Origin of the sequence: Actinoplanes sp. NPDC051633, assembly GCF_040681735.1 — a bacterium.
In the GTDB taxonomy this organism is placed as follows: domain Bacteria; phylum Actinomycetota; class Actinomycetes; order Mycobacteriales; family Micromonosporaceae; genus Actinoplanes.
Map to the genome: position 1 here is coordinate 1 of NZ_JBFAZH010000091.1, position 12,656 is coordinate 12,656.

The 12,656-nt window shown below is 71.1% G+C and carries 14 protein-coding genes; 7 read left to right on the forward strand and 7 right to left on the reverse strand.

The window, feature by feature from the left end; all coding sequences use genetic code 11:
* Positions 1-200: 200 nt before the first annotated feature.
* Positions 201-653, reverse strand: coding sequence for a MarR family transcriptional regulator (locus tag AB0M20_RS08190; protein WP_364295704.1), 453 nt, complete (start codon positions 651-653; stop codon positions 201-203).
* 68 nt (positions 654-721) lie between these two features.
* Here AB0M20_RS08190 and AB0M20_RS08195 point away from each other — a divergent pair, with 68 nt between their 5' ends.
* A complete protein-coding gene (locus AB0M20_RS08195; RefSeq protein ID WP_364295707.1) occupies positions 722-916 on the forward strand; it encodes a hypothetical protein in 195 nt (64 codons plus the stop codon).
* Here AB0M20_RS08195 and AB0M20_RS08200 read toward each other — a convergent pair.
* Positions 902-1,480, reverse strand: a complete 579-nt coding sequence (locus tag AB0M20_RS08200; protein WP_364295710.1) for a TetR family transcriptional regulator — start codon at positions 1,478-1,480, stop codon at positions 902-904. The two genes, AB0M20_RS08195 and AB0M20_RS08200, sit on opposite strands and share 15 nt — an antisense overlap.
* 45 nt (positions 1,481-1,525) lie before the next feature.
* Here AB0M20_RS08200 and AB0M20_RS08205 point away from each other — a divergent pair, with 45 nt between their 5' ends.
* The gene (locus AB0M20_RS08205) at positions 1,526-2,323 is read left to right on the forward strand and encodes a class I SAM-dependent methyltransferase (protein ID WP_364295713.1); all 798 of its coding nucleotides are present in this window, start codon (positions 1,526-1,528) and stop codon (positions 2,321-2,323) included.
* Here AB0M20_RS08205 and AB0M20_RS08210 read toward each other — a convergent pair.
* From AB0M20_RS08210 to AB0M20_RS08230, 5 genes are all read right to left on the reverse strand, one after another.
* The gene (locus AB0M20_RS08210) at positions 2,320-3,387 is read right to left on the reverse strand and encodes an amidoligase family protein (protein WP_364295716.1); all 1,068 of its coding nucleotides are present in this window, start codon (positions 3,385-3,387) and stop codon (positions 2,320-2,322) included. The two genes, AB0M20_RS08205 and AB0M20_RS08210, sit on opposite strands and share 4 nt — an antisense overlap.
* The gene (locus tag AB0M20_RS08215) at positions 3,384-4,226 is read right to left on the reverse strand and encodes a hypothetical protein (protein ID WP_364295719.1); all 843 of its coding nucleotides are present in this window, start codon (positions 4,224-4,226) and stop codon (positions 3,384-3,386) included. Before AB0M20_RS08215 ends, AB0M20_RS08210 begins: the two co-directional genes overlap by 4 nt.
* Positions 4,223-4,741, reverse strand: coding sequence for a SigE family RNA polymerase sigma factor (locus AB0M20_RS08220; RefSeq protein ID WP_364295722.1), 519 nt, complete (start codon positions 4,739-4,741; stop codon positions 4,223-4,225). Before AB0M20_RS08220 ends, AB0M20_RS08215 begins: the two co-directional genes overlap by 4 nt.
* A 75-nt stretch (positions 4,742-4,816) precedes the next feature.
* Positions 4,817-6,688: a VWA domain-containing protein gene (locus AB0M20_RS08225; RefSeq protein ID WP_364295725.1), complete on the reverse strand. Its 1,872-nt coding sequence runs from the start codon at positions 6,686-6,688 to the stop codon at positions 4,817-4,819.
* Between the two features lie 139 nt (positions 6,689-6,827).
* Entirely contained in the window at positions 6,828-7,853 is a 1,026-nt protein-coding gene (locus AB0M20_RS08230) for a LacI family DNA-binding transcriptional regulator (RefSeq protein WP_364295743.1), read from the reverse strand.
* A gap of 106 nt (positions 7,854-7,959) precedes the next feature.
* Here AB0M20_RS08230 and AB0M20_RS08235 point away from each other — a divergent pair, with 106 nt between their 5' ends.
* From AB0M20_RS08235 to AB0M20_RS08255, 5 genes are read left to right on the forward strand one after another with little or no spacing between them, the layout of a single operon-like run.
* Positions 7,960-9,168: an amino acid ABC transporter substrate-binding protein gene (locus AB0M20_RS08235; RefSeq protein WP_364295728.1), complete on the forward strand. Its 1,209-nt coding sequence runs from the start codon at positions 7,960-7,962 to the stop codon at positions 9,166-9,168.
* Between the two features lie 4 nt (positions 9,169-9,172).
* The gene (locus AB0M20_RS08240) at positions 9,173-10,060 is read left to right on the forward strand and encodes a branched-chain amino acid ABC transporter permease (protein WP_364295731.1); all 888 of its coding nucleotides are present in this window, start codon (positions 9,173-9,175) and stop codon (positions 10,058-10,060) included.
* Positions 10,044-11,075 carry a branched-chain amino acid ABC transporter permease gene (locus AB0M20_RS08245; RefSeq protein WP_364295734.1) on the forward strand — a complete coding sequence of 344 codons (1,032 nt, stop codon included), beginning with the start codon at positions 10,044-10,046 and terminating at the stop codon, positions 11,073-11,075. Before AB0M20_RS08240 ends, AB0M20_RS08245 begins: the two co-directional genes overlap by 17 nt.
* The gene (locus tag AB0M20_RS08250) at positions 11,072-11,800 is read left to right on the forward strand and encodes an ABC transporter ATP-binding protein (protein WP_364295737.1); all 729 of its coding nucleotides are present in this window, start codon (positions 11,072-11,074) and stop codon (positions 11,798-11,800) included. The genes AB0M20_RS08245 and AB0M20_RS08250 overlap by 4 nt, the downstream gene beginning before the upstream one ends.
* Positions 11,790-12,521, forward strand: coding sequence for an ABC transporter ATP-binding protein (locus AB0M20_RS08255; protein ID WP_364295740.1), 732 nt, complete (start codon positions 11,790-11,792; stop codon positions 12,519-12,521). Before AB0M20_RS08250 ends, AB0M20_RS08255 begins: the two co-directional genes overlap by 11 nt.
* The last annotated feature ends 135 nt before the right edge of the window (positions 12,522-12,656 follow it).

Below are 12,656 nucleotides of genomic sequence, written 5' to 3' on the forward strand. Positions count from 1 at the left end.
GCCGAAGGGTAGCATTTACGTTAGATAACCCCCTGATATGCTCCGACGCTTTATATAGAAAAGAAGATTCAACTAGGTAAAATCTTAATATAGGTTGAGATGATAAGGTCCGATCGTCTCCTCCCGCTCGGCGTAGCCGTAGCCCGCCGGCATCACCGGGTCGCGCGTCGCGCCGATCTCGGGATACGTGAACGGCGCGGTCACGGCTTGGCCGCCGCGATCACCCGGGTGAGCGAGGCGTGCAGGCGCTGCAGGTCCTCGATCGGCAGGCCCAGCCGCTCGACCACGGCCGGCGGGATCAGCTCGGCCCGTTGCCGCAGCGCCCGGCCTGACGGCGTCAGCGTGATGGCCAGGCTGCGTTCGTCGGCCGTGTCGCGCTCGCGGCGCACGTATCCGACCGACTCGAGGCGCTTGAGCAGCGGCGAGAGCGTACCCGGATCGAGCTGGAGCAGATCGCTCAGCGCGCGCACCGACAGGGGCGCGTGCTGCCACAGCGCGAGCATCACCAGGTATTGCGGATGGGTCAGGCCCATCGGCTCGAGCAGCGGCCGGTAGACCGCGACGACGCTGCGCGCGGCCACCGACAGCGCGAAGCAGACCTGCTGCTCCAGGGCGAGAGGATCGTCACTGACAGTGGCGGGGGAGCGGGTCATTCCGTTAGTCTACCAATAGTTGGTGCACCAATCATTGGTGCGGCAAGCAAGTGGACAGGAGAGTAGCGATGGGCCGGTTGCGGAAGGCGTTGCACGACCAGTTCCACGACTGGTGGTTCCGGTCGTTGATCGGTCCGGCGCAGACGAAAGGCGCGGTGCACGGCGCCGATCACGCCGCTCGCGAGCAGTGGAAGCGGGACCTGGAGAACCGTAAGCGCTACACCCGGGAGCAGCGGGAGCGGCGGCGGTCAGCGCAGCGCTGACGCCACCATCCGGCGCACCTCGTCGAGGGACGGCCGCTCGCCCGGAGGGGCACCGCCGAAGATCAGGTTGGCGCCCCCGACCAGCATCAGCGCCATCGTCGAGACGTCCGCGCCGGGCGCCAACCGGCCCGCCGACCGCTCGGCGGCGAGATAGCCGGCGACCATGTCGGTGGCCTCGGCCAGCAGCGGGATCCCGCCGGGGCGCAGCTCACGGAGCCGGGCGCGCAGGTCGTCGCGAAACGAGATCAGCCCGATGATCGCCACCGCGACCGGGCCGAAGACGTCGTCCACGGCGTCCGCCAGATTCGCCGTCACGGTGCCCGTGCCCGCGGCGGCCAGCAGCGTCGCCGACCGCGACTCGACACCGGCGATGCGGTCCAGCACCAGCGCGATCAGGAACGCGTCGAAGTCGGTGAAGTGCCGGTGCAGCACGCCTTTCGCCACCCCGGCCTCGGTGGTCACCGCCCGGCTGGTCAGCCCCAGCGGCCCCTCGCGCAGCAGCACGCGCTCGGCCGCCTCGAACAGATGCCGCCGCGCGTCCCGGATCGCCACCCCTGTCGGCACGATCGCCCCTTCCGCTAGTGGGCGCGTGCCCATTAGAGTGGGCGCGTGCCCACTCTATTGGAACCTCACGAGCAGCGGCAGATGGCGGAGTCGTTCGGTGTCGACGCCGATCGCTACGACCGGGCCCGGCCGCGATATCCCGCCGCGCTGATCGATCGGATCGTCGCCACCGCTCCCGGCCGCGAGGTGCTCGACGTCGGCGTCGGCACCGGCATCGCCGCCCGCCAGCTCCGCGACGCCGGTTGCCGGGTGCTCGGCGTGGACGTGGACGCGCGGATGGCCGAGGTGGCGAGGCGGCACGGCATCGAGGCCGAGGTGGCGCGCTTCGAGGAGTGGGCGGGCGACGGCCGGTCGTTCGACGCGGTCGTCGCCGGGCAGACCTGGCACTGGATCGACCCGGCCGCGGGCGCGCGGAGGGCGGCGGCGGTGCTGCGCCCGGGTGGCGTCATCGCGGTGTTCTGGAACGCATTCCAGCCCACTACCGAGCTGGCCGAGGCCCTCACCGGCGCGCACCAAGAGGCACTGCCGGATCTGCCGGATCTGCCGGTCAACCCGTGGGCCGCCGCGGCGGGCGACCCCTACGGACAGATCACCGCGAGGGCGGCCGACGGGCTGCGCGGGACCGACGCCTTCACCGGCCCGCAGGAGTGGCGTTTCGAGTGGGACCACGACTACACCCGCGACGAATGGCTGGACGTGGTGCCGACCACCGGCCTCTACACCCGCCTGCCGGCCGAGCCGCTGCAGCGGTTGCTGGACCGGACCGGCGCGGCCATCGACGCCCTCGGCGGCAGATTCACGCTGCACTACACGACGGTCGCGATCGTGGCGAAGAGGATCTAGCCCTGCCGGGCCATGACCATCGCGGCCAGCTCGAGCAGGGCGCCGACCGCCTCGGCCGGATCGGCCGGCGGCAGCGGGAGCGGCGCCGGGTCCTCGCAGCGGTCGAGCAGCAGCTCGACGACGGCGGCCCGGTTGACGACGTCGTCCGCGGTGATCGCACCGGGCAGGATGCGCACCTCGACGGTGTCGCGCACCGGTGTCTCGGCGAAGAGCTGCGTCAGGTTGACGTCGAAGAACTTGGTCAGCTCGGCCTCGGCGGCCGCCGCGCGCAGCCGCTCGAAGGACGGCACACCGTCGGCCGCCTCGACCAGGCCGGGCGGCAGGGGCGCGAGCCGGGTGCACGCCGGATTGGTCTGCAGCACCGCGCGCAGGGGTTCCCGCCAGTACGCGAAGAGCCGCACCACGTTGGCCAGCGTCCGCGGATCGCGGAACGGCGCGCCGTCGACGTGCAGGTGAACGGCGGCCTCGTGGGGGATCGTGAAGCCGAGCTCGCGGGCCGGGGCCAGAAGCTCCTCGAGCCGGGCGTGATGGTCGGCGGCCAGCGGCGGAGTGACGATCTCGCAAGGGCGTTCCCGCTCGGCGCCCTGCGGCGCAGCCAGCGCGATCGACTTGCCGGAGACGTCGGCGAGCTCGTGGATGTCTCCGTGCCGGCGGACCTCGACGCCCCACAGCTCCGCGGGCGTGTCCAGCACGTGGGCGAGATCCGAGGCCGGATCGCAGTGCCGGGCGAGGAGGTTGAGCAACCGGAGATCGTCGGTCAGGACCCGGAACCATCCGCCGGGGGGCGGCGGCATGCGCGGGTCGAGATCGGCCAGCAGGGTGATGTCGTCGACCAGGGTGCAGAGGACGTCGCCGCCGGCGCGGCGCACCTCGAAGCCCTGCGTCAGGTGCAGGAACCGCCCGAGGCCCGGGACCAGGGACGGCTCGCTGTCGTGATGCCACACCGGCCGGACCTCGCCACCGCAGCGGGTGGCCAGCTCCCGGGCGAGACGGCGCCGGCTGAGGCCCTGCGGGGCCAACAGCTCGATCTCGAACCCGGTGCGCCGGTGCAGTGTCGCGGTCACGGCTTGATCGGCAGCTTCTTACCGGCGAGCAGCTTCTTACCGGCCGCTAGCTTGACCCCGTCGTAGTCGTTCGGGTCCATCTTCCAGATCTTCGCGAGCCTCGCCACGTCGTTGCCGTCGTACCCGGCGTTGAAGTACGCGTTCCAGGCCCTGTTCTGCTCCGCCGTGAAGCCGTCGATCTCGATCGGTGCCTGCGGGGCGGGCGCGAACGGCAGCTTCTTGCGCTCCAGCAGCCTCTGGCCGGCCGCGACCTTCGCGTCGCCGGGCTCCTTGATCTTCCAGAGCTTCGCCAGCTTCACCGCGTCGTCCCAGCCGTAGCCCTCGGCGAAGTACCTGTCCAGCGCCTTCTGGTCCGCCGCCGAGATCGGGTCCTCCTCGACGGGGGAGGGCTTCGGATCGGGCAGCGGCGCGATCGGCAGCTTCTGACCGGAGAGCAGGAGCCGCCCGGCCTCGATCTTGATCGTCGCGGGCTGGGTGGCGTCCTTCTTCCAGAGCTTCGCCAGCTGCATCGCCTCGTCGTATCCGTACCCGGCCTTGAAGTACGCCTCGAGGGCCGCCTTTTCGTCGTCCGCCGTCCCGGCCAGGGCGCTCGCGGCCGGCGCCGCGGCGTTGATGGCACCGCCGTTGTCGCCGGCGACGAACTGGGGCAGCTGGATCGCGCCGGCGACCAGCCCGGCGGTCAGCACGGCGCCGCCCGCCGCCTGCAGGCCGATGCGACGCAGGCGGTAGCCCTTGGCGATCTGCTGCACCTTGGCGTAGACGTCGGCGGAGTCGGGGGCCAGGTGTTCGTGTGCCGCGAAGGTTTCTCGCAGCAGCTGGTGGTCACGGTGGTCGGTCACGACTTCTCCTCAGCGGGGATCCTGTGGGGCAGCTCCGACGTGAGCCGGAGGGTCTTCAGCGCCCTCGAGGCATTGCTCCGCACCGTCGCGGGGGAGCAGTGCAGCAGATCGGCGATCGAGTCGTCGTCGAGCTGCTCGTAGTAGCGCAGCACGAGCACCGCCCGCTGCTTGCGGCCGAGCGAACCGAGCCGGCTCCACAGCTCGTCCGCCTCGACCACTGCCTGCGCGTGATCGCCGACCCCGCCGCGGGCGTCGTCGAGGTCGACCAGACGCTCACCCACGGCATGAACGTTGCGCGCCGCCCAGCTCCTGCGCCAGGACAGGTACTCGTTGAGCACCATCCTGCGGACGTACGCCTCAGGAGAGTCCGTGCGCTCGATCCTGCGCCATTTCACCTGCGCTCGGGCGAGCACCTCCTGGACGACGTCTTGTGCCAGGTCGCGGTTGCCCGTGAGGACGATCGCGTACCTGAGCAGACTCTGGAGCCGGGCCATCGCGAATTGCTCGAAGGTCACGCCCCCTATGACACAGCTGAGGCGCAAGTTGTGCACTCGTCCGCGGATCTTTTTCACGGTGCGGCCCGTGACCGCTCAGCTACGACGCCGCGTGAGCTGCACGAGCACGAACACCAGCCCGCCGATCAGCACCAGCAGCAGCGGCACCCCCACCCACAGCAGCGGACCGTTGCTCGCCACCCGCTCGAACGCGGTCTTCTCGCCGTCCGCCGCCCGGGGCTCCGGTGCGGCGGTCGCGGACTGCGATGCCGCCGGGTCCGCGGGCCGGTCACCGAAGGTCTCCGTGGCGCCCGCCCGGTAGCCGGGGGCGGTGGCGACGTCGCCGCTGACCGAGACGTCGATGGTCACCGGCACGGCGAGCGGCGCCTCGTTGAAGTTGTTGTCCGCGGCCAGCACCGCGATGTAGTACCAGCCGGCCTGGCTGACGAAGCTGTTCGCCCCGGAGAGCTCCCGGTTGAGGTAGCGCACCGGCGGGCTCGCGAGGGCCTCCGCGTTCGACGGCATGGCGTCCGCCTTCCCGTCGTACACGTCGCTGGTCCAGGCCTGCTGGTTGCGCGACGGGCTGTACCAGTACGTGCGGACCGACACGAACCCCCGCTCGAGCCGCTGCTCGCCCAGCCGCACCCGGTACGCCAGCCCCTGCCCCCAGTTCAGCTTCACCCGGTAGAACATCATCTCGCCCTCGACCACGGTGTCGGAGTACGCGCCCGGCCCGGGCATCTCGGCCGCGGAGCCGAACGAGCCACCGCCGACCAACGGCCGCGCCGCGCCGGTCGGTGCGGTGAACGCCACCTTCGTGTCGTTGACGCCCTGCGGACCCGGGTCGCCGACCAGCGGCGCCTCGAGACCGAACTGCAGCTCGGTGACCGCGTCGGTGTGTGCGTCGCCGCCGGTCTGCTCGATCTCGACCCGGATCAGCTGCCGGCCGGCCTGCTTGCACGGGTCGTCCTCGCCGCCGCCCTCCTCGACCCCGGGCGCGGCCCAGCGCAGCGCGGCGGTGGTCACCGGCTCGTCGGTGCCGCGCACGTTGGAGTTCCAGCCGGAGCACTCCCGTCCGGCCGTGTCGTAGCGTCCGATCCGGACGGTGAGGACCTCGCGGATGTGTGGCGCGATGTAGGTCGCGGTGGCGTAGAGAGTGTGGCCCGCCGGCACGTCGACGCCGTAGTAGCGGACCTGATCGGGAGCGATCCGATCCTGGTACGCGCCGGGCGTGACCAGCGGTGCACCGTCGGGCTGCGGCGTGCCGGTGATCCGCTTGCCTGCCGCGTCGTAGTTGCGCAACGCGTGCTGGGTCACCCGGTTCAGCGCCCCGGTCAGCGTCCCGGCGTCCGGCGCGTCGGTGTACGTGCCACCGGTCGACTCCGCGACGCAGCTGAGCTGGGTGCGCGCCGTGCCGCCGACGTCGAAGCCGATGGTGTGCACGTGCAGGTCGACGCCGGCCCTGGCGAGCTCCTTGGCGACCTCGCACGGGTCGGGCGGCGCGCAGGTGTCCTCGCCGTCCGAGACCAGCACGATCGAGCGCGGCCCTTCGGCCGGTAGCGCCGCGGCCGCCACCCGCAGCGCCTCGCCGATCGGCGTGTAGCCGCGGGGCCGCACCTCGTCGACCGTCCGGGTCAGCCCGTCGCGGTCCAGGGCGCCGAGCGGCGTGACCACCTTGACGTCCTTGCAGCCGGTCGCCTTCTCGGGACCGGAGTTCCCGGTGCCGGTGCCGTACACGGTCAGCCCGAGCCGGGAGCCGTCCGGCGCCTGCCGGACCAGCGTCCGGACCGCGCCCCTGGCGGCGGCCATCTTGTCGCCGCCGCCGGGCAGCTTCTCCTTCATCGACCCGGAGGCGTCCAGCACCACCATGACCGGTGCCAGCTCCGGCGCCGCCGCCGCGGGCGCCGAGGGAACCGGCAGCACCGTCCCGGCCGCCACCGCGGCGGCCACGATGATCTTGCGCAACATCTCAACTCCTCGTTGAAGCGGTTGCGCCCAACGTAAAAATCAGCGGAGTGAGCTGGGACGACACGCGAATCGGTGGCACGATCCCGGTACTTTCCGCGGTGGCCTGGCACGAAGCGGGGAGTCGGTCCGCGCACGGGTCTCAGGGCGCCGCGGTCGAGTCCCGGACGATCAGCTGGTGGCCGGTCGAGCGCCGCCGCGGCCGGGCCGCCCGGGGCTTGAGCGCCAGGTCGAGGGCCATCCGGCCCATGCCGGTCATCGGCAGCCGGATGGTGGTGAGCGCGGGCGCGAGGTCGGCGGCCACCGACACGTCGTCGAAGCCGACCACGGACATGCGGCCGGGCACGGCGATCCGATGCTCGCGCAGCGCGGACAGCACGCCCATCGCCATCGCGTCGTTGAGCGCGATGATCGCCGTCGTCTCCGGGTGGTCGCGCAGGATCCGCATCGCCGCGGCCCGCCCGCCCTCGCGGATGAAGTCGGTGTGCACCACCGGCAGGTCGGCCAGGGACAGGCCGACCTCGTGCAGGGCGGCCGCCACCCCGGCGAGCCGGTCGGCCACCGTGGTCAGCGCTTCGGTGCCGGCCACCACGGCGATGCGCCGGTGGCCGAGCTCGAGCAGGTGGCCGGCGAGTGCCCGCCCGCCGGCTTCGTTGTCCGGCAGCACGGCGTCCACCCCCAGCGAGTGCCGCCCGATCACCGCGACCCGGCCGCCGGTGCGCTGGTAGGCCGCCAGCTCGTCCTTGGCCTCGGTCTCCAGCCGCGGGTCGCTGTACCCCGATCCGGCCACGATGATGATGCCCACCCGCTGGGCGATCAGGTGCCGGATCTGGCGCAGCTCGTGCACCGGGTCGCGGCCGGAGTGGCAGATCTGCACCAGCAGGCTCTGCTCGTCGGCGAGCTGGATCACGCCACCCGCGATCTCGGAGAAGTACGGGTCGTCGACCTGGTGCACGACCAGGCCGACGGTCGACGTCGCGCCACCGGCGAGCGTGCGGGCGAAGGGGTTGGCCACATATCCCAGCTCGCGGGACACCTGACGGACCCGGTCGGCCACCTCCTCGCTCACGCCGTCGCGCCCGGACAGCGCGCGCGACGCGGTGGCCAGCGAGACGCCCGCCCGCTCGGCGACGTCGACGAGCCGCAACCTCGGACCCGGCTTGGGCATCTTCACGCTCCGGCACATTCACGATGGGCTATTGCCCGGTGAGCAGTCCACAGCATAAGGTACGTAAGCGCTTTCGTAAGCGCTTACGTTGAGGGGGTGTCCGAGGATGTCGAAACCCTTCCTTGCGGTCACGGCGGCCGCATTGCTGCTGCTCGGCGCCTGCTCGGGCGACGGCGGCGAGGCAGATGACAACGCGAGCGAGCCCATCGTCGTCGGCATCTCGCTGCCGCTGACGGGCGACTTCTCCGAGCCCGGCAAGGGAGTGCAGCAGGGCTACCAGGCCTGGGCCAAGATAGTGAACGACAAGGGCGGTCTGCTCGGCCGCCAGGTCGAGCTGAAGATCCTCGACGACCAGTCCAACGCCGACCGGGTCGTCGCCGACTACGAGCAGCTCATCGGCAAGGACCAGGTCGACCTCGTGGTCGGCCCGTTCTCCACGCGTCTGGTGGTGCCCTCGGCCCGGGTGGCGGAGGAGTACGACATGCTCTTCGTCGAGCCGGCCGGCGCCGCCAAGGAGGTCTTCGAGCAGGGCTTCAAGAACCTGTTCTACGCCGCCCCGGCGGTGGCCGGCGACCACTACAACTACCTGGCCGAGCACATCCTGGCGCTGCCCGCCGACAAACGGCCCAAGACGATCGCCGTCGCCGCGATGGACGACCCGTTCGCCCAGGGCACCGCGTACGGGTTGCGGGACAAGCTCAAGGCCGGCGGGCTGACCGTGCTGGTCGACGAGGTGTATCCGCCGAACACGACGGATTTCGGCCAGATCGCGGCGAAGATCGCGGCGTCCAAGGCCGACGTGCTGATCGGCGGCTCGCAGTATCAGGACGGTGTCAACCTCATCGTCGCCCTGCAGCAGCTCAAGTATCAGCCGAAGCTGGCCGCGTTCTCGACCGCGCCGACCGAGCCGGAGTTCGCCAAGGCGATCGGCAACAAGACCCAGGGCGTGCTCTCGCCGACCGGGTACAGCCAGGACGCGCCGTACCCGAGCAACAAGGAGTTCGTCGAGAAGTACACGGCGCAGTTCGGCACCGCGCCCGAGGAGGACCAGGCGAACGCGTACACCACGGGTCAGGTCGTCGAGGCGGCCGTCAAGGCCGCGGGGTGCGCCGAGCAGGGCGCTTGCCAGCAGAAGCTGATCGACTACGTGCGCGCCAACAAGATCGAGACCGTCGTCGGGCCGCTGAGCTGGGATGCCACCGGCAAACCGCAGGGCGCGCACATGATCCAGCAGTGGGTCGGCGGCGAGATCAAGATCGTGCTGCCCGCGGACGCCAAGGAAGCCGAGTTCATCTACCCGAAGCCGGCCTGGTGACCTGATGCCGTCCGGTGCGCTGCTGCTGCAGAGCGTCGTCCTGGGGGTGCTGCTGGGAGGGCTCTACGCCCTCCTGGCGGCGGGCCTGACGCTCTACTTCGGCATCATGCGGGTGGTGATGATCGCCCACTCGGCGTTCCTCATCCTGGCCGCCTACCTGGCCTGGTGGACGCACCGGGAGCTGGGCGTGGACCCGCTGTTGTCGATGCTCGTCACGGTGCCGCTGTTCTTCGGCGCGGGCGTGCTGCTGCAGCGCGGGCTGCTCGCCCGGCTCCGGCCGGTCACCATGACGATGATGTCGGTGCTGCTGACCTTCGCCATCGCGATCCTCATCGAGGGCCTGCTCGGCTATCTGTTCAGCGGCACGCAGCGGCGCATCCAGCTGGGGTACGGCACGGCCAGCTTCGGCCTCTTCGGCGCGCGGATCGCGGTGGTCAAGCTGATCGCCTTCGGGCTGGCCGCGTTCGCCCTCGGCGCGCTGTACCTGCTGCTGAAACGCACCCAGTTCGGCTGGGCGCTGCGCGCCACCATCCAGCATCAGGACGCGGCCCGGCTGGTCGGCATCGACACCGAGCGGATCGCCGGGTACGGCTTCGGGCTCGGCCTGGCCACCGCGGCGATCGGCGGCACCGCGCTGTCGCTGGACACCACCATCTACCCGTCCCTGCACTGGCACTGGGTCGGCCCGCTGATGGCGATCATCGTGGTCGGCGGGCTGGGCAGCGTGCCCGGCGCGGCGGTCGCCGCGCTGCTCCTCGGCCTCGCACAGAGTCTGCTGCAGATCCCGCTCGGGACCACCTGGGCGCAGACGATCTTCTACCTGGCGCTGTTCGCCACCCTCGCGGTCCGGCCGCAGGGATTCTTCGGAGGCCGCCTTGCGCAACGTTTTTAGAGCCGCCCCCCGAGTCGCCGGCCTGCTGGTCTTCGCCGCGGCCCTGCTCGCGTTCCCGTCCCTGGCGCCGAACCCCTACATCCTGTCGGCCGGCATCGTGGTGCTGAACTACGCGGTCCTCGCCACGTCCTGGAACTTCGTGGGCGGCTTCACCGGCTACATCTCGCTCGGGCACGGCGCGCTGGCCGGGCTCGGCGGATACGCCACCGGCCTGCTGGTCACCAAGGCGGGCCTGGAGAGCTTCGTCGCGTTGTTCGTCGCGGCCGTCCTGGTCGGCGCGCTGGCGGTGCCGATCGGGATGGCGGCGTTGCGAGTGCGCGGCGCGTCCTTCGTCATCGTGTCCATCGCGATCGTGCTGATCCTGCTGCTGGTGTTCCAGAGCTGGGCGTCGCTGACCGGCGGCTCCCGCGGGCTGGTCGTGCCGCGGCCGTTCCCGGGGCTGTCCCGCCCCGAGCACCATCGCGCCTTCTGGTTCCTGTTCGCCGCGCTGCTCGCCGCCGCGCTGCTCGGCTGGTGGCTGATCGACCGGTCCCGCTTCGGCCTGGGCCTCAAGGCGATCCGGGAGGACGAGGACAAGGCCGAGGCCCTGGGTACGCCGACCTTCGCGTACAAGCTGATCGTCTTCGTCGTCTCGGCGATCTTCACGGCCCTGGGCGGCGGCCTGTACGCGCTGTGGTTCGGCGACCTCGACCCGGTGTTCCAGTTCTCCATCCTGACCGGGTCGTCGGTGGTGCTGATGGCGTTGCTCGGCGGCGTGCGCAACCTGTTCGGACCGGTGATCGGCGCGTTCGTCGTCGGCACCGCGCTGGAGTATTTCAAGGTCGGCTTCGGCGACACCCAGCTGCACCTGGTCGCCACCGGGCTGTTGCTCGGGCTCGTGGTGCTGTTCATGCCCGACGGTGTGCTGCCCGCGATCGGCGCGCTGATCCGGCGGTTCCGGCCGGACACCACCGCGTCGATCCGCGAGGTGTCCGCCGAGGAGTTGCGGCTGGAATCCACCGGGGGGCGGCGATGACACTCGAGACCGCGGATCTGCGCAAGTCGTTCGGCGGCGTGACCGCTCTGGACGGAGCCACCGTGACGTTCCGGCAGGGCGAGGTCAACGCGCTGATCGGGCCGAACGGCTCGGGCAAGACCACGTTCTTCAACTGCGTCACGGGGATGATCCGGCCGGATTCCGGCGCCGTGCGATACCTCGGCCAGGACATCACCCGCACCGCGCCGCACGCGATCGCCCGCGCCGGCGTCGGCCGCACCTTCCAGCTCTGCCGCGTGTTCCCGCGGATGACCGCGCTGGACAACGTCCTCGCCGCGGTCCGGGCCGGCGGCATCACCACCGCGATGCGGGGCTCCCGGCGCCGGGCGGAGGTCGACCGTGCCCGCGGCTGGCTGACTCGGCTGGGCATCGAGCACCTGTCCGATGTGGAGGCCCGCAACATGTCCTGGGGGCAGCAGAAGCTGCTGGAGCTCGCCGGGGTGCTGAACGCGGGGCCCGACACCGTGTTGCTCGACGAGCCGGCCGGCGGCGTCAACCCGGCGCTGCTCGACCGGATCGGCGCGCTGGTCCGCGAGCTCAACGCCGAGGGCCGGACCTTCGTCATCGTCGAGCACAACATGGAGCTCGTGATGAGCATCAGCGACCACATCGTGGTGTTCGACCGGGGCCGCCCGATCGCCGAGGGCCCGCCGGCGATGATCCGCACCGACGAACGAGTCCTGGGAGCCTATCTTGGGGTCTGACCTGTTCGTCCTCGACGACATCCAGGCCGGCTACGGCCGGGCCGCCCCGGTGCTGCGCGGCTTCAGCGTCAACGTGCCCAGAGGGTCCATCGTGTGCCTGGTCGGCCCGAACGGCGCCGGCAAGTCGACCGTCCTCAAGGTGGCGGCTGGGCTGCTCAAGCCGAGGTCCGGCCGGATACTCATCGACGGGCGCGAGGCGACCGGCTTCGGACCGCAGCGGATGCTCGCCGAGGGCGTCGCGCTGGTGTTGCAGGGGCACAGCGTCTTCCGTGAGATGACCGTGGAGGAGAACGTCCGGCTGGGCGCGTACACGGTCAAGGACAAGGCGAAGATCGCCGAGCGCATCGCGTTCGTCAAAGAGGTCTTCCCGGTGGTCGCCGACCGCTGGGGGGCGCTGGCCGGCCTGCTCTCCGGCGGCCAGCAGAAACAGGTGGAGTTCGCGCGGTCGCTGATGGTCGACCCCGCCGTGGTGCTGCTCGACGAGCCGTCCATGGGGCTCGACCCGAAGGCGACCGGCGCCGTCTTCGAACAGGTCGTGCGGATGCGCGACGCCGGCACGGCGGTGCTGCTCGTGGAGCAGAACGCCCGGCGCGCGCTGGAGACCGCCGACATCGGGTGCGTGCTCGACCTCGGGCGCGTGCACATCTCCGGGCCGGCGTCCGAACTCCTCGCCGACCCGCAACTGGGGGAGCTCTACCTGGGAGGTCGTCCTCATGTTTAAGCTCGTCGCCGTCGCGGTGACCATCCCGCTGATTCTCGGGCCCTCGCCGGCCGCCGCGGCCGCAAACAGCGACATCCACCCGTCCCTGCGCGACGACCTCGTCGCCTTCTACGACTTCGACCATCCCGTGCCCGG